The 16,076-nt window shown below is 71.0% G+C and carries 11 protein-coding genes; 4 read left to right on the top strand and 7 right to left on the bottom strand.

Features of this window, described 5'->3' with window-relative positions; genetic code table 11:
- Positions 1-11: 11 nt before the first annotated feature.
- The 4 genes from CAP_RS16940 to CAP_RS16955 all read right to left on the bottom strand — a co-directional run bounded on the left by CAP_RS16940 (position 12) and on the right by CAP_RS16955 (position 8,213).
- Positions 12-3,506 (bottom strand): serine/threonine-protein kinase, encoded by a 3,495-nt coding sequence (locus CAP_RS16940; protein WP_044241847.1) that lies wholly within the window; start codon positions 3,504-3,506, stop codon positions 12-14.
- 473 nt (positions 3,507-3,979) lie between these two features.
- Complete coding sequence (locus tag CAP_RS16945) at positions 3,980-4,663, bottom strand: hypothetical protein (protein WP_044241848.1); 684 nt, start codon at positions 4,661-4,663, stop codon at positions 3,980-3,982.
- A 142-nt stretch (positions 4,664-4,805) separates the two neighbouring features.
- Positions 4,806-5,564, bottom strand: a complete 759-nt coding sequence (locus tag CAP_RS16950) for a DUF6209 family protein (protein WP_044241849.1) — start codon at positions 5,562-5,564, stop codon at positions 4,806-4,808.
- A 144-nt stretch (positions 5,565-5,708) separates the two neighbouring features.
- Complete coding sequence (locus CAP_RS16955) at positions 5,709-8,213, bottom strand: PEP/pyruvate-binding domain-containing protein (RefSeq protein ID WP_044241850.1); 2,505 nt, start codon at positions 8,211-8,213, stop codon at positions 5,709-5,711.
- Positions 8,214-8,426: 213 nt separating this feature from the next.
- Between CAP_RS16955 and CAP_RS16960 the strand changes: the two genes are divergently transcribed.
- Together CAP_RS16960 and CAP_RS16965 are read left to right on the top strand one after the other, a co-directional pair.
- Positions 8,427-9,578 (top strand): glycoside hydrolase family 5 protein, encoded by a 1,152-nt coding sequence (locus tag CAP_RS16960; protein WP_081864970.1) that lies wholly within the window; start codon positions 8,427-8,429, stop codon positions 9,576-9,578.
- Positions 9,579-9,769: 191 nt separating this feature from the next.
- Entirely contained in the window at positions 9,770-10,783 is a 1,014-nt protein-coding gene (locus CAP_RS16965) for an NAD-dependent epimerase/dehydratase family protein (RefSeq protein ID WP_052375413.1), read from the top strand.
- 19 nt (positions 10,784-10,802) lie between these two features.
- On the opposite strand, the gene CAP_RS16970 is transcribed toward CAP_RS16965, so the two are convergent.
- Positions 10,803-11,717, bottom strand: coding sequence for an NAD-dependent epimerase/dehydratase family protein (locus CAP_RS16970; protein WP_044241851.1), 915 nt, complete (start codon positions 11,715-11,717; stop codon positions 10,803-10,805).
- 113 nt (positions 11,718-11,830) lie between these two features.
- Between CAP_RS16970 and CAP_RS16975 the strand changes: the two genes are divergently transcribed.
- The gene (locus CAP_RS16975; protein ID WP_044241853.1) at positions 11,831-12,715 is read left to right on the top strand and encodes a LysR family transcriptional regulator; all 885 of its coding nucleotides are present in this window, start codon (positions 11,831-11,833) and stop codon (positions 12,713-12,715) included.
- A 379-nt stretch (positions 12,716-13,094) separates the two neighbouring features.
- Positions 13,095-14,507 carry a condensation domain-containing protein gene (locus tag CAP_RS16980; RefSeq protein ID WP_197041214.1) on the top strand — a complete coding sequence of 471 codons (1,413 nt, stop codon included), beginning with the start codon at positions 13,095-13,097 and terminating at the stop codon, positions 14,505-14,507.
- On the opposite strand, the gene CAP_RS16985 is transcribed toward CAP_RS16980, so the two are convergent.
- Entirely contained in the window at positions 14,501-15,304 is an 804-nt protein-coding gene (locus CAP_RS16985) for a TPM domain-containing protein (protein ID WP_044241857.1), read from the bottom strand. The two genes, CAP_RS16980 and CAP_RS16985, sit on opposite strands and share 7 nt — an antisense overlap.
- Positions 15,304-15,954: a LemA family protein gene (locus CAP_RS16990; RefSeq protein WP_081864973.1), complete on the bottom strand. Its 651-nt coding sequence runs from the start codon at positions 15,952-15,954 to the stop codon at positions 15,304-15,306. The genes CAP_RS16985 and CAP_RS16990 overlap by 1 nt, the downstream gene beginning before the upstream one ends.
- Positions 15,955-16,076 lie beyond the last annotated feature (122 nt).

Below are 16,076 nucleotides of genomic sequence, written 5' to 3' on the forward strand. Positions count from 1 at the left end.
CCGGGTGATTTTCAGAAAAGCGACGGATCCGGGCTGGCGAGCCGCTGGAAGCGCACGTCCTCGCCGTCCAGGCGCAGGAATGGGGCCACGAGCGCGTGCCGCGCGGTCCGGGCTTCGGCAGCCTTCGCGGTGTCTCCCTGGGCCGCCGCCACGGCTTCGAGCCTCTGCAAGCTCTTGCCGAGGATGAGGGCGTAGGCCTTCCGCTCGGGGTCGCCCTGGTGGAGCTTCCGGCTCAGCGCGTGGGCTTGCGCGCCGTGGAGCGAGGCCAGGTGCAGATCTCCTTGCTTGAGCCAGAGCAAGGCGATCTCGGCGTGGATGCTGGCGAGGATGGAGTGGGTGTAGGTGTCGGAGGACGCGGAGCGCGCCAGCGGCTCCTGGAGCTGCAGCGCCTCGTCGAGGCACGCCCGGGCGACATCCAGATCGTCGACCGAGAGCGCCACGGAAGCCCGCCCGACCAGCGTCTGCGCCAGCAAGCTCTGGTTGTACTCGTCCCTGGTGAGGAGACCGAGGCGGGCCAGGGCCTCCTCGAAGCACCACGCGGCCTCCTCAGGGTCTCCCTGGGCGAGAGCGAGCTCGGCCTGCTCGGTGTAACTGACCGCGACGGTGCGGTGGATGTCGTCGGTGTCCTGGCCTCCCCGCGCGGTGGACCGCTCGAGGGTCCGGAGGATGATCAGCGCCTCCGTGAAGTGGCGCTGGGCCTCGTCGAGGCGGTTCCGCGCCAGCGCGACCTTGCCCCGCTTCGACTCGTTCAGGGCGAGGCTCAACCGCCACGGTCCTTCGTCGGTGGTCAGGCCCTGGCTGCGCTGCAGCTCCACGCGCGCGTCGGCGTAGTGGCGGTCGGCGGTGGCCAGCGCGTCGTTGTGCAGGGCGAGATCGCCGAGCCGGTGCTTGGTGGTGACCGTCCTGGCGCTGACCTCCGCCTTGCGGTGATCCTCCGCGGGGAGCGACTTCAAGGCTTCGTCGATGCTGGTCAGGAGCTTGCGGCGCCTGCCGAGGATGCCCGGGACCCTGCCGAGCTTCCAGTCGATGTCCGAGATCTGCTCCGCGGCGCCCACGAGGCGCGCCAGGTTGTGCTCTGCATGTCGGGCATTCTCGTCCGCGATGCGCTGCTGCCCGAAGGCGTGGACGGCGCTCAAGGCGATCAAGGCAGCGACGAGGATGACGCTGATTACGAGGGCTTCCTTGAGGATGCGGCGCCGCTCCTCGCGCGCCTCCTTGAGGATGCGGCGCTGTTCCTCGCGCGCCTCGGATTCCTTCATGAAGCGCTGGGCCAGGGGGTTCAAGGGGTCCTTGCGAGGGGCATGCGCGGAGCCCTCGCCGGGATCATCGCGGTAGTGGGCGAGCTTGGTCCCCCTCGCCAGGTAGTCCGCGTCGAAGCTGCGCCGCTGCCAGTCCTCCGCCGCCGCTTCCACATCCGTGACCCGCTGGAGACGCGAACGCGCTTCCTTGAGCCAGTCCGCGATCACCGGCACCTGGGAGAGGAGCGCTTCGTGGATCAGTGACACGCGCTGCGTCGATGGATCTTCGTCAGGGTCGCTGGAGAGCGCGAGCAGCCGCAGCTCGCCGGTGGCCTCCGGGGAGGTGCCAGGACGCATGCCGGAGAGGCGCAACAGGACCTCCTCGGCACGCGGATCTCCGCCCGTGGCGTCGAGCACCTCCTTGCGCGTGCGCGTGCGGCGCGCGGCGGGGGCGCCATGCTTCACCTGGACCAGCTCCAGGAGGATCCACTTCGCGCGCTCGCGGCCCTCAGGCCCCAGGGCGTCGAGGAGCTTCTCCGCATGCCTGGCCAGCGCGCCGCCCACGCCGCCGAGCTGCTCGTAGCGTTGCGCAAGGTCCTCGCTCGTGGCGCCAGAGGCCGACCACAGCATGCGCAGGGTGTGCCCCAGCAGGAGGAGCTGGCACCCGGCGCTGGCAGCGTCCCGTACCATCCGCCCGGCCAGCTTCTCGGAGAGGGCGAGACCGGCGCGCTGGGCCATGCCCAGGGTCACTTCCCGCAACCCCTCCTCGTCCAGGGGGAGCAGGTGGTGGCGCGACGCCTGGTTCAGGATGCGCGCGAGCTTTGGCATCTGCTCCAGGCTCGACAGGAAGTCGCTGCGCAGGGTGGTGAGCAGGCACAGGCGGGAGCGCTCGCCCACGAGCGCAGCGGAGAGGAGCGCGTCGAGCAAAGGCGCGTGCGCCGCCCCCAGCGTGAACAGCTCTTCCATCTGCTCGATGACGAGGAGCAGGGTGCAGCCCGGAGGGAGCCCGGCGAGGAGCGCCCGGAGCGCGTCCGGGTCTGCGCGCAGAGCCCCGGCCACCTCCTCCAGGTCCCGTGCGCTGCCGTCCTCCGCGAGGGTGTCCACCAGGGCCTGCGCCAGGGAGCGCAGCGGGTCCGTGGAGGGGCTCATGCACGCGATCCTCCAGGGCGATTTCTGCGCGCCACGGGCCTCCAGGAGCCGCGGCCGGAGGCCGGCTTGCACGAGCGAGGACTTCCCCGCGCCGCTCGGCCCCTCGATCTGGACCCACCCTCGGCCGCTCTCGCGGGCCGCGTCGAGGCGCTCCGAGATCTGATCGATCTGCGCCCGCCGGCCGAAGAACAGCTCCGCCTGGGCCTCGGTGAACGGCTGGAGGCCGGGGAAGGGGCAGGCGGCGCGATCGGTCCTCCAGGGCTCCGCGAACGCCGCCCGGCACCGCTGCATCGTGGGCCGTGCCCCGGGCTCCTTGGCGAGCATGGCGTCCACGAGCACGCAGAGCCCCGCCGGGACCTCTGGCCGCAGCGCGCGTAGCGACGGCGCCCGCTCCTGCGCGTGCTTCGCCATGAACTCCGCGTCCTCGTCTCCGAGGAAGGGAAGCCGCCCGCTGATCAGCTCGAAGAGCACCACGCCGAGTGCGTAGACGTCCGCCTTTGCGGTGACCTCGGCGGCGCCCAGGAACTGCTCTGGCGCCATGTAGCGCGCGGTGCCCAGGACCGTGAGGTCCCCGGTCTGTACCTGCGTATCCGGCCCACCCTCGGGCGCTGCGGGCACCTTGGCGATGCCGAAGTCGACCACCTTGATCGTGCAGGCGGAGGGCGCGGTCCCGTCCGCAGTCGTGACCAGGATGTTCGAGGGCTTGAGGTCCCGGTGCACGATGCCCTGCTCGTGGACATGGCTCATGGCCTCGGCGATCTGCTGGCCGAGCGAGATCACCGTCTCCAGCTCCAGCGGATGATCCTGCTGCGCCACCCAGTCGCGCAGGGTGGGGCTCTGGAGGACCTCCATCACCACGAAGGGCCGGCCATCCTCCGGCTTCACGCAGTCGAGGACCTTCACGATGCCGGGGTGCCGGAGCATCGAGAGCGCCCGGCCTTCCTGGAGAAAGCGCGCGACGAGTTGCGGGTGCTGAGCCGCCTCGTCCTGCAGCAGCTTGAGCGCCACGACCTGGTCGGTGCGGGTGTCAGTCGCCGCGAAGACCTGGCCCATCCCGCCCGCGCCCAGTGGGTGTAGAAGGCGGTAAGGACCGAGCTGCGTGTCCTGCTTTACCCCCATGGCGGCGGCACTATATCCGGCTCCCGGAGTAGCAACGAACCTCCCGCGAGGCGCGCGCCCCACCCGCGCAGGCGTGCGCTTCCAGGTGGTCTCCAGGTGCGCCGAGGGCAAGGTGACGGGCGTCTCGCGCACGTCGGCCGAGGCGCGCTTGGCGGACGAGGACGGCGTGAATCGGTCTGGCGTGGATGACGTGGTCACGATCGCTCCGGTGGGGGCAGCAGGCGATACGGCGCGGCGATGCACGATGACGCCGCATCATCGCGGCGCGCGTTCTGTCCGCTTGCGGAGCGATGACAGCAAGAACCCGTCCAGGTGCTCCTCGCGGCAGCCATCACCGCGTCGCACCGGCCTGCGCGCAGTCCGGCGCCACGACATTTCGTGAGAATTGCCGGCGGAGCGCGTGAGGGTGGTCAGTTCTGGCGTACCCGCCGGGCACCGCTGGCCATCCGCGGCCAGCAGCGCGGCGTCTGCCGTCAATCCCGCAGGCGCGGAGGCACCCAGGGCTCTCCCCGCCAGTCGACGTGCTCCGGTGGGCTGCGCTGGCCCAGAATCTCGATGCTGGTCTCGTGGCGGCCGCGCTGCGGGGCGCCGGGGAAGTCGCTCAGGCGGAAGGTGCACGACCCGGCGGATTGCGGCCGGATCAGGTAGCTCCCGTCCCAGTGTGCGCCGGCGGTGCTCTCATAAGGGACGCCGTCCATCCAGCACCGGGCGGCCTGCATGGCCCGGGGCAAGTCGATGGGGGACGCACCCGCGTTCACCAGGGTGAAGGCCACGTGGCAGTCCTCCTTGAGCGGCACCTGCAGCGGCAGGTACACGATGCGGGGGGCTTCGGGGGGCGTGCCGAGGGGGGCAAGGGGGGCCTCCACCGCGAGGTCGTTCAGGCGCCAGCAGGCCACGGCTGCTTCCGCACGGAGGAGGACGTCGTCGCGGAGCTTGCCGGAGAAGGGGCCGACGAGGTGGGTGGCGGTGGTCAGGCCGAAGGCGTCGCGGCGGATGTCGAGCGGACGCCTGGCAGGGTCCAGGAGCGCGAACTCGGAGCGCTCGATCCGGAGCGCTGCACCCGCGGGGAGCTTCAGGAAGGCGGTGAAGAAGACCAGTCCGGGCCGGAAGGTGAGGGGAGGCACGAGGGCCAGGAGGAGGTCGTCGCGGAGGATCATGGGGCTGGGGGGCTGGGGATGGTGCCGCATCCTGGAGGGGGGCGGCGGGGGTGACGGTCACGGAAGCACCCCTGCTGGGGCGCGTCCACTGCGCGGCTGGGTGAGGGCGGGCGCGGGGGCGAGGAGCGGCGCCCGGGCAGGGTCACTGCACGGTGTAGACGTAGTTCTGGCCGTACTCGGAGTCGTACTGCACGCAGTTGCCGCGGTCGGTGCCGACGAACCACAGTTCGACCTCGCTGGCGCCGACGGGGATGGGGATGAAGGCTGGGGTCTGGCGGCGGAACTCGAGGTCGAACTGGCCCCAGGCGACGGTGAGGGGGAGGACCTGCTCGGCGCCGCCGTCGATGCGGTAGTGCACGTGGACGTTCCAGGTCTTGAAGTTCATGTAGCCGAGGCGGCACTGGCCGAGGCGGTCGATGTCGTAATCGACCATGAGGGTGCTGCCGCCGGTGATGGTGCCGTACTGCGACTCGGACCCGTTGTCGGCGTAGGTCAGGGTGGGGTTCTGCAGGACGTCGGCGTGGAAGTTGTACTGATAGTTGGAGTCCCAGGCGCTGCAGCCGGTGCTGTCGGTGACCTGGAACCACAGCTCGAGATCGCCGCCGGTGGCGAGGTTGAGGGCGACGCTGGCAGTGGTGCCCGGGGTCGCGGCGCTCGCGACGGGGAAGCTGCTCACGGGGCCGCGGTTGGTCATCTGGTAGCCGGTGATGGTCCAGCCGGTGCCGCGGCACTGGGGGAGGCGGTTCGTGTTGTAGGAGATGAACAGGGGCGCGGCGGTGGTCGGTTGACCCGCGCGGACGACGCTCCAGTCCGCGTTGAAGGTGAGGCTGGCAGATGCGAAGGCGGCGCTGGCGACGGTGAGGGAGGCGAGGGAGGCGGCGAGGGAGAGCAGTCGCTTCATGAGGCTCCGTGCACTGGGTTCAGGGGGGCAGTGCGCCGCGACCCTAGCCCAGAATCATGAAGGAATCTCGGGGGATGGAAAGGCAAGGAGGGCGGAACGAGCTCCGGCTGGCGTCGCGCGGGGATGCTCCCGTCGATGTTGCCGTCAGGCAGCAGGTTTGGCGCGAGGGTGCGCGGCGGCTTCGAGGATCTCGACAGTGCCGCGGGCGCCGTCGACGCGGACGCGGTCGCCGGTGTGCAGGAGCATGGTGGCGTTGCCGCAGCCGACGACGGCGGGGAGGCCCAGCTCGCGGGCGACAATGGCGGCGTGCGAGAGGGGAGCGCCGATGTCGGTGACGATGGCGGCGGCGCGGGGGAAGAGGGGAGTCCAGCCGACGTTGGTGATGGTGGTGACCAGGATCTCGCCGGGCTGGAGTTGAGCGGCGTCGTCGGCGCGGGTGAGGACGCGGGCGAGGCCCTCGACGATGCCGGCGGCGCCAGGGAAGCCCTGGATGGCGCCGGAAGGGAGCGGGGCGCTGCCGCGGGCGTCGAAGATGTCGCTGCGGCGGCGCGGGTCGCGGGCCCACTGGAAGGGGTCGAAGCGGCCGCGGATGAGGGCAGGGTAGGAGGGAAGGCCGCTCTGGCGGGCATGGGTGTCGCGGCGGGCAGGGACGAAGGCGAGGGGGGAGGTGTCGCGACGGAGGAGGGTGAGGATCTCCTCGATGGACAGGAAGAAGAGGTCGTCGCCGCGGCCGGTGAGGGCGCCCGCGCGGAGGACGAAGGCGCGCAGGGGCCAGAAGATGCGCACGACCTCGGAGCGGGCGGCTTCGCGGGCGCGGGCGGCGTCGCGGGCGCGGGCGAGGGGGCCGCGCACGGCGGCAGCGACGCGGGGGTGAAGGGCGCGGAGGCGAGCCCAGGCCGCGTCGTGGGCCTGCCGCTGGCGGGCGAGGAGGGTGTCGACATCGACGGGGGCGTCGCGGAGGGCGGCGAGCTGGCGGTCGATGAAGGAGGGGTCCTCCCCGGGGCGGGGGACGGAGACCTCGAGTTCGTGAGGACTGCGGTGGCCGTAGCGGCGGGCGTGCATGGCGCGGTCGATCTCGCCACGGGCAAGGCGGGTGAGGCTGAGGAGGGGGCCGAGGCTTTCGAGGTGGGTGGTGCCGTCCACCGCGCCGGGGGCGCCGCCCAGGCTGGAGGCGTCGCCAGGGCCGGAGGCGTCTCCAGGGCCGGAGAAGAGGGCATGGGTGTCGGCTTCGCCGAGGAGTCGGACGAGGAGGAGGCGGAGGGCGTAGGTCTGGGTCTGGTCTCCGCGGGCGGCGGCTTCGAGCATGCGGGACGCCTCGGTGAAGGCGGGGAGGAGGTCGGCGCGCCAGAGGGTGAGGAGATCGGGCGGGGTCGGGGCGGCGGCGATGCGGGCGAGGAGCGCGTCGCAGCGGGCAGGGGCCGCGGCGAGGTAGGCGGGGAGGCGTCGAAGGTTCTTGCGCAGCCGCCACCGGAGGCGCGCGGCAGCGGGGAGCGTGTCGCGGAGCACGCGCAGGCGGGGGATGGGGAGCGTGGGGACGTCGAGGCCCGGTGGGAGGCGGCCGAAGACGGTGCTGATGCGCGCGGTGAAGGCCGCAGGGGGGATGCCGAGGGCGCGGAGGATGGTCGCGAGGAGGCTGAGGTTCAAGTAGAGGCGGCCGCCGATGTTGCCGCTGAGGGGGACGCCGCCCACGGTGTCGAGGGCCATGGCGTGGGCCAGGAAGTGGCGCACCAGCGACCAGGTGCAAGGGGTCATCACGTCGGGCACGGCCTCGCCGACGTTGGTGCTGGTCCAGAGGTAATCGCCGGTGAAGCTGTCGTTCCAGGCGCCCGTCGCGGGGTCGTGGGCGCGCAAGGTGGTGATGGGGCGAGATTGCAGGAGGAAGAGGCGGCCCTGCGCGATGGCCCATTCGATGTCCTGGGGAGCGCCGAGCTGTCGTTCGAGAGACGTGGCGAGGCGGTAGAGCGCGCGGGCAAAGGGGCGGAGTTCGCGGGGACCCTCGCAGGCACCGCGGGGGTGGCGGAGGGAGAAGGCGTGGCCCGTGGCTTCACCGGCGACGAGGCGCTCGCCGAGACCGCTGACGTAGTTGCCGACGAGGGCGGCGCGGCTGCCGGTCACGGGGTCGGCAGTGAACAGGACACCCGAGAGGGCAGCAGGGACGAGGCGCTGGACGACGACCGCGACTTCCTGGTGGGCGGCGAGGCCCTGGGCCTCGCTGTAGGCCCCGACGCGAGGGGCGTGGCGGGAGCGGCGGACAGCCTCGATGGCGCGCTCCACGGCGGCGTCGTCGCGGACGTCGAGGACCGTGTCCAGGGCTCCAGCGAAGGACGCCTGGGCAGAGTCCTCGGCGATCGCCGAGGAGCGGACGGCGAATGCCATGCGGGCCTCGCCCGCGCGGAGGTGGGCGAGGGCGGCGCGGATGCGTTCGCGCGCGGCGGGGGTGAGGGTGTCGCGTGGGGCCTCAGCCCCGCGCGGTTCGTGCGGGTCGTGTGCGCCATGCGGGGCACTGGCGAATGCGTCGGGCAGGACGATGAAGCCGTCGGGGACAGGGTGGCCTGCCTGGAAGAGGCGCGCGAGGGTGCCACCTTTGCCGCCTGCCAAGGGAACCAGGGCAGGGGTGAGATCCTGGAACGGGCAGACCAAGGACGCCATGGGCGCAAGGTATCACGGCTGTAGGGGTGATCGTTGTGATCGCGGCCAGCAGGAGGGGTGATCGGGGTGATCGCAGTGCGGTGATCGAAATGGTCACGGGGCGCGTGGGCGTGGCGCGATCTTTTCGATTGGCTGGCAATGTCGGCCGTGAAATCGGTTCGTAGAAGTGATTTCGGTGAGAGAAGGGCGCGCGACCTGCGGTAGGGTCGCGGCATGGTGCAGGCGGTTCGCGGGGCGTCGGTGGTGAGGCGGGTGTCGAGGTCTCTGGCGCTGCTCGGGGTGCTCGCCGCGTGCGCGGCTGGCTGCGGGGGCGGAGAGGAGGACGGCAGCGGGCCGCTCGGGAACGACACCACCTCGGAGACGGGCGGGAGCACCTCGAACACGTCGTCGGGTGATCCGGGCGATCCAGGGGACCCTGGGGATCCGGGGGACCCTGGGGATCCGGGGGAGCCTGCGGGGTCGGCGGTGGCGCGGCACGGGTGGCTGCGGGTCGACGGCAACCGGCTCACGGACGAGCACGGGGACGCGGTGCAGCTCAAGGGGATGAGCCTGTTCTGGAGCCAGTGGGCGACGGACTTCTACAACGCCTCGGTGGTGGACACGCTGGTGGACGACTGGCACGCGACGCTGGTGCGCGCGGCGATGGGGGTGGAGTCGGGGGGCTACCTGGAGAACCCGGAGGCCGAGAAGGCGCGGGTGCGGGTGATCGTGGACGCGGCGATCGCGCGGGGGATCTACGTGATCGTGGACTGGCACGACCACAGCGCTTCGCAGCACGCGGCAGAGGCGCGGGCGTTCTTCACGGAGATGGCCGAGGAGTACGGGCAGTACCCGAACGTGATCTTCGAGGTGTTCAACGAGCCGGATGGGGAGCCGTGGAGCGAGGTGAAGGCGTACGCGGAGGATGTCATCGGCGCCATCCGGCAGACCGGGGCCGACAACGTGGTGGTGGTGGGGACGCCGACGTGGTCGCAGGACGTGGACGTGGCGGCGAACGATCCCGTCACCGGCTTCGACAACGTGGCCTACACGCTGCACTTCTACGCGGGGACACACCGGCAGTACCTGCGGGACAAGGCGGTGACGGCGATGAACATGGGGCTCGCGCTGTTCACGACCGAGTGGGGAGCGTGCGAGGCGTCGGGGAACGGGGGGCTGGATCTGACGGAGTCGCAGACGTGGATCGACTTCCTGAACGATCACCAGATTAGCTGGGCGAACTGGTCGCTGTTCAACAAGCCGGAGACGGCGTCGGCGCTCACGCCGGAGGCAGGGACGACGGGTGGATGGTCGGACACGGCGCTGACGGAGTCGGGGAAGTTCGTGAAGGCGAAGATCCTGGAAGGGACCGAAGGGGCGCCGTGAGGAACTGCGGGGGCGAGGGGGGACTCGGCGCCGGTGTCCGCGGAGCAGCGCGCGCTGGGCGGCGGCTGAGGGCCGAGGGCGCCTGAGAGCGCCTGAACATCCAGGGCGCTGCGGCAGGTAGGAGCGCGCGAAGTGAGGTACGCGCTCCGCCTGGCTTGCAGCGCCCGGCATCTCGCGGCAGATCCGCGGCCGTGAGCACCGAGACGAACACTCCCACCGAATCACCTTCGCTCAAGGGCAAGGCTCTGTTGACCGGAGCCAGCGGCTTCATTGGAGGGCGGCTGCGCGATGCGCTGCTCGCGCGGGGGCTGGAGGTGGTGGCCCTCCGGCGCCGGGGATCTCCGGCGGCGAAGCAGGGGCGCTCGGCGGAGGTGGAGTACGACGATCTGGCGGGGCTCGAGCGGCTCGTGCGCGAGGAGAAGCCGGACGTGGTGTTCCACCTGGCGGGGGCGACGAAGGGGGTGACGCGGGACGACTTCTCACGGGCGAACGTGATGCCCACGCGCAACCTGCTGGAGGCGCTCAAGAAGGCGCACCCGGAGGTGCAGCGGTTCGTGCACGTGTCGTCGCTGGCGGCGTACGGGCCCTCCCAGGCCGGGAACCCTCACGTGGAGTCGAGCGCGCGGCGGCCGCTGGAGCACTACGGGGACACGAAGCTCGAAGCGGAGCGGGTGGTGGAAGCGGCGGACGTGCCGTGGACCATCCTCAGGCCCGGCGGCGTCTACGGGCCGGGGGACGTGGACTACTTCAACCTGTTCCGCGAGGCGACCCAGGGGCGGAACGTGTTCTTCGGGAACCGAAACCGGTGGTTCTCGGCGGTGTACGTGGACGACCTGGTGACGGCGCTCGTCGCGGCGGGTGTGCACCCGGGGGCCGTGGGGAAGGGGTTCTTCGTGTGCGACAACGAGCCGGTGACCTGGGAGCGGTTCCAGCAGGCGATCGTGGACGCGAGCGGGCGCCGGGTGCGGACGCTGAACCTGCCGGAGGCGCTGGTGAGCCTGGCGGCAGTGGGCGGGGAGCTGGCGACGAAGCTCGATGGGAAGCCGCGGCTGTTCAACCGGCAGAAGGCGAAGATGGGGGCGCAGGAGGCCTGGACGTGCCGGAGCGACGCGCTCCGGTCAGCAGTGGGCTGGAACCACGAGTACGGCCTGGAGCGCGGGGTGCGCGCGGCGTTCGACTGGTACCGGAAAGAGAAGTGGATTTAAGTCTCCACGAGGAGAGGGGTCAGCCGAGGCTGGCGCGGTAGGAGCCGTTCTCGATGTCGTCGAGGAGGGAGGGGCGGTGGGGGCGCCACCCGAGGTCCTCGCGGGCGCGGATGGCGCGGACGCGGCTGTTGGAGGCGAGGCCGTAGCGGGCGGCATCCTCGCCGAAGGCCTTGATGGCTTCCTCGATGGGCACGGCGACGGTGCGGCCGCCGAAGCCGAGGATGCGGCTCAGGGCCTGGGCGATGTCCTCCAGCTTCGCCTCGCCGTTCTCGGCGAAGAAGAAGGCACCGGGCTCGGCGCGGGCGACGGCGAGGGCATAGAGGTCGGCGAGGTCCTCGATGTGCACGTTGGACCAGATGTTCTGGCCAGGGCCGACGTGCACGCCGGCGCCGCGCTCCCGGGAGAGGCGAAGCAGGAGGGGGACCTGGATGGAGTCGGGCTTCACGCCGGTGCCGCGGCCATAGATCATGGTCGGGCAGATGACGACGCTGCGCACGTTGTCACGGGCGGCGTCGCGGACGAAGGTGTCGATGGCGACGCGCGCGACCTTCAGGGGGACGGGGGTGAAAGGGGTGCCCTCGTCGTAGATCGCGCCCGGGTGTCTGCCGTCGGCGTCGTCGGCGACGATGGACGAGCCGCTGGTGTGGATGAAGAGCTTGCCGGTGCCGCGGAGGGGGGCGAGGAGCGCCTCGATGGCGCCGCGGTGGTCGGAGTCGGCGGTGTTGATGACGAGGTCGGCCTCGCTGGCGAGGCGCGAGAGCAGGGGGCCGTCGTCGAGGCCGCCGAGCTGGGGGCGAAGGCCGGCAGCTTCGAGGCGGGCTGCGCCCTCGGGGCTGCGCACGAGGGCGACGATCTCGTGGCCATCCTTGCGCAGGTGCGCTGCGACCGAGCCGCCGATGTATCCCGAGGCTCCCGTGATGAAGATGCGTGACATGGTTCTTTCTCCTTGCTCCGGCCGCAACGCGTGGTGGGGAAACCATGGCCCTTGCCCGGGTGGCGCGGCAGGCGTATCGCGGGAACAGGCGTTGTGCCTCGGGGGCAAAGCCCATGGATCCCTGGCCGTATCTGCGTGCGTTCGTGCAGAGTGTCCGCGCGGGCAGCTTCAGCGCCGCGGCCCGGGAAGCAGGGACGACGCCTTCGGCCTTCAGTAAGCTGGTCGGTAAGCTGGAGGGAGAGCTGGGGGTGCGGCTGCTGCTCCGGGGGGCGCAGGGGCTGACCCTGACCGCGGAGGGCGAGGCGCTGTACGAGCGCGCGCAGCGGACGTTCGAGGAGCTGGACGAGGCGCTGGTGCAGGTGACCCAGGCGACGACGCCCAGGGGGCTCCTGCGGGCCAGCGCGCCGCTCGATCTGGGGCGGACGTGGGTCCTGCCGCGGCTCTCGCGCTTCGCGGCGGCGTATCCGGAGCTGGAGCTGGAGGTGGGGCTGACCGACAGGTACGTGGACCCGCTCTCGGAGCGCGTGGACGTGGTGGTGCGGGTGGGACACGTGGACGACGGGCGGCTCGTCCTGCGGCGCATCGGGCGGCTGCGGCGGCAGTACTACGCGGCGCCGGCCTACCTCGCGGCGCGGGGTACACCGCGGACGCCCGAGGAGCTTCCCGGGCACGCGGGGCTCTCCTACGTGCGGAGCGGGGTGCGGGTGCCGTGGGAGCTGCCCTCGGGAGGGCGGCTTTTGCCGCGGGGGCCGGTGGCGGCCGACAGCAATGAGACGCTGCGGGCGGCGGCGATCGATGGGCTCGGGATCGCGTTCCTTCCGGACATCGTGGCCGAGGACGACGTGCGGTGCGGGCGCCTGGTGCGGCTCTTCGGGGCGTACGAGGAAGAGGGCCTGCCCATTCACATCGCCTTCCCGCAGGGGCGGCTCATGCCGGCGCGGGTGCGGGCGTTCGTCGATTTCTTCTCGGACGCCGCGAAATCGACCCTGCCGGGGTGAATGTCGCGTCCGAGGCGGAGTGACCGCGCTGGTCATAGCGAGGTGCTGTGCGGGAGGAGACCACGCGGGAGGTCTCGATCCATGACCATTGCGAAGCGCTGTGCGAAGAGCGACCAGGGGAGGTCTGTTCGGTGCGCTGCCATTGCAGGGCGCCGCACGTGCAGAGGGGCCGCTGGGCGCTTCGTGCGCTGCCATTGCGAGGCCTCGTGCGCGCGGAGAGCACGCTGGGCGCTTCGTGCGCGATGCGCTTCGTGGACAGTGATCTTCGGGCGTTGCCATTGCGGTGTGCTCGTTGGCATGCGTCCTCTGTCGAAAGCATCGCGAGGACATGAATTCACGTGCAATGCGCGATTGCGCGCGAATACTGACGAAGACGAAGATGATGACGACAACGACCATGGGCCAGAGGACGCCGGCATATCCCCTCTCGTCACCGCAGCGGGAGGGCTGGGTCGACGCTCCGAGCAACCAGGACGCGCCGCCATCGAGCCAGGGGGGCTATGCGCGCATCGAGGGACCGCTCGACGTGGCGGTGCTGGAGCGCGCCCTCGGGCACGTGGTGGCGGAGAACGACGCGCTGCGCATCGCGCTGGTGCCGGGAGAGACGGCGCCCGCGCAGAAGATCATGGACCACGTGCCCGTCGCCCTCGACTACGTCGATTGCAAGGACGTGTCCGGGTCGGGCGGCGGCGAGACGAAGGCGCTGGAGTGGCTGCACGAGACGCTCGAAAAGCCCCTCCTCCAGGTGGGGCAGGGGCCGCTGTTCCACTTCGCGGTGGTGCGGGTGGCGGAGGAGCTTCATTACTGGATGACGCGGGTGCACCCGCTGATCGCGGACGGCTGGGCGATCTCGCTCATGATCCAGCGCACGGCAGCGGCCTACGACGCGCTGCGCGCGGGGCGGCCGCTCGACGAGGGCGCGAAGCGCTCCTACGCGGACTTCATCGCCGACGATCAGGCGTACATGGCGTCGGAGCAGTTCCAGCGCGACGCGGCGTACTGGCGCGAGAAGCTGGAGACGATCCCCGAGCCGCTCCTGCCCTCGCGCTCCTTCGGGCGCGCGGCGCCGCAGCCACGTCCGCGCTGGCGGTCGGAGCTTCTGCTCGATCGGGCGCGCTTCGGCCAGCTCCAGGCGTTCGCGCTGGAACAAGGGACGACGCCGTTCCAGGTGATCCTGGCGACGCTGTATGGCTACTTCGCGCGGGTGACACAGCGGGACGACGTGGCGTTCGGGCTGTGCGCGGTGAACCGGAGCACGGTCGACTTCAGGCAGACGGTGGGGCGGTTCTCGACCACCGTGCCGGCCTGGTATCAGCTCGGGACGTCGCTGAGCTTCCGGGAGCTTCTCGTGGCGCTGGGGCACGAGGCGAAGCGGGGAGCGCCCCACCGGCGGTTCCCCTTGAGTGAGGTGAACCGGCTGGCGGGGGTGTACGGGGACAGGCCCTTTGACGTGACGCTGTCCTGCTCGGGGGGAGGAGGTGACGTGTGGCTGGGCGAGGCGTCCGCGTCCTTCCGGGCGCTCACGGCGAGCAACGAGCAGAAGGGGCTGCGGATCCACGTGGAGAAGCTGCACGCGCAGGGGGGCATCCGGCTGGCGTTCGACGGCAGCTCGGAGAGCCTCGCCAAGGCGGAGATCCTGCGGCTCCCGGCGCGGCTGGAGAACTTGCTGACGCAGGTGATGCAGAGGCCGGACAGGCCCCTGCGGGACCTGCAGATCCTGACCCGCGACGAGCGCCGTCAGCTCGGGATCTGCTTGAGCGGGGAGTGGGCGGTGATGGGCGCCGTTCAGTAGCTGTCGCTGGAGCCACCGCCGCCGGAGCGTCCGCCACCGCCGCCGTAGCCCGAGCCGCCGCCGTGACCTCCGGAGCCGCCGCCGCGGCCACCGAAGAAGAAGAGCATCTGCACGACGACCCACAGGAGCGAGCGGAAGGTGGGCGAGACGATGGCGAGGACGATGACGAGGAGAAGGCCGCCGGCATACAGGCCGACCTTCACCATGTCGGGCGGCCTGCCGGCGCTCCGCTCACGCGGCGTCTGTCCCTCGGGGGAGCCCTTGATCAGGGCGTCGGCGATGGCGATGGTCCCCTGATCCACCGCGTCGTAGAAGCGGTCCTGCCTGAGGAGCGGGCCGACGACTTCCCGGAGGATGTCGTTCGTCTGGAGGTCGGTGAGCGCTCCGCCCACGCCCTTGCCGGTCTCGATGCGGGTCCTGCGCTCGCCTGGCGCGATCACCAGGAGCACGCCGTTGTCGAGGTTCTTCTCGCCCACCTTCCAGGCGTTGAAGGTCTCGTACGCGACGTCCTCGATGGTCTCTCCCTGGAGGTCCCCGACCACGAAGGCCACCACCGCGAAGCCAGTCTTCTGCCGCACGGCGTCGAGCTTGCGATCGAGGCGGAGGATCTCTGCCTGCGAGAGCTTGCCAGCCGTGTCCATCACGTGGCCGTCGAGGGACGGCGGGGTGAACGCTGCGAGCGCCCGCGCGGGGGTGAGGGCAAGGAGCGCCACGGCGACGAGCGGGAGCACCGTGGCGAGCAAGGCGCGAAGGCGCCCTGCGCTCTCCGGCTGGGAGACACGGGCGCGGGCATTCATCAGAACTGGACCTTGGGGGCCACCTGGGCCTCGCTCGTGGCGGTGAAGTAGACGCGCGGCTTGAAGGGCGCGCCGGTCACCTTGTTGACGACCTGACCGCCGACCTTGAGCAGGGCGGTGTTGTAGTCACGCGCGGCCTGGTTGTACTCCTCGCGCGAGCGCTGGATGCGGTTCTCGGTCCCTTCGAGCTGCACCTGGAGGTCGTGGAAGCTCTTGTTGGCCTTGAGGTCCGGGTACTGCTCCTGGATGACCATCAGCCGGGACAGCGAACTCTTGAGATCGGCCTGGGCCTTCTGGAAGGCCTCCATCTTGGCGGGGTCGGTGAGGTCGTCCGCAGTGAGCTGGAGCTTGCCGACGTTGGCGCGCGCCTCGGTGACCTGCGCGAGCGTCTGCTGCTCGTGCTTTGCGGAGCCCTTCACCGTCTCCACGAGGGAGGGGATGAGGTCGTAACGGCGCTGCAGCGCGGCCTCGAGATCGCTCCATTTCTGGGCAGCGGTCTGATCCTTCTCGACGAGGTCGTCGTAGCCGGAGCATCCCGCCACGGCGAAGGCCATGGCGAGCAGGCAGAGCGCCGCCCAGAGGGGTCGCGTGATGCGGCCGGTGGCGAGGGAGGCGAGCCTTGAGAACACGGGAGGAGCAAACAGAGTCATGGTGCCTCTTGCTGTAATGCGCGGTTCCAATCGTGCAAGTCGTGCGCGTTGATCGCGGTCCCCGACCGGGGGGCAGAAGCGGAGAGCGTCACCGGAGCGGGGCAAGCGGGGCAAGCGGGGCA

The organism is Chondromyces apiculatus DSM 436, from assembly GCF_000601485.1.
Classification (GTDB): domain Bacteria; phylum Myxococcota_A; class Polyangia; order Polyangiales; family Polyangiaceae; genus Chondromyces; species Chondromyces apiculatus.

Coding starts and splice junctions, on each gene's coding strand:
- CAP_RS16985 (WP_044241857.1), bottom strand. CDS start 15,304: ATGAATGCCCGCGCCCGTGTCTCCCAGCCGGAGAGCGCAGGGCGCCTT.
- CAP_RS16950 (WP_044241849.1), bottom strand. CDS start 5,564: ATGAAGCGACTGCTCTCCCTCGCCGCCTCCCTCGCCTCCCTCACCGTC.
- CAP_RS16955 (WP_044241850.1), bottom strand. CDS start 8,213: ATGGCGTCCTTGGTCTGCCCGTTCCAGGATCTCACCCCTGCCCTGGTT.
- CAP_RS16960 (WP_081864970.1), top strand. CDS start 8,427: ATGGTGCAGGCGGTTCGCGGGGCGTCGGTGGTGAGGCGGGTGTCGAGG.
- CAP_RS16940 (WP_044241847.1), bottom strand. CDS start 3,506: ATGGGGGTAAAGCAGGACACGCAGCTCGGTCCTTACCGCCTTCTACAC.
- CAP_RS16975 (WP_044241853.1), top strand. CDS start 11,831: ATGGATCCCTGGCCGTATCTGCGTGCGTTCGTGCAGAGTGTCCGCGCG.
- CAP_RS16980 (WP_197041214.1), top strand. CDS start 13,095: ATGATGACGACAACGACCATGGGCCAGAGGACGCCGGCATATCCCCTC.
- CAP_RS16990 (WP_081864973.1), bottom strand. CDS start 15,954: ATGACTCTGTTTGCTCCTCCCGTGTTCTCAAGGCTCGCCTCCCTCGCC.
- CAP_RS16970 (WP_044241851.1), bottom strand. CDS start 11,717: ATGTCACGCATCTTCATCACGGGAGCCTCGGGATACATCGGCGGCTCG.
- CAP_RS16945 (WP_044241848.1), bottom strand. CDS start 4,663: ATGATCCTCCGCGACGACCTCCTCCTGGCCCTCGTGCCTCCCCTCACC.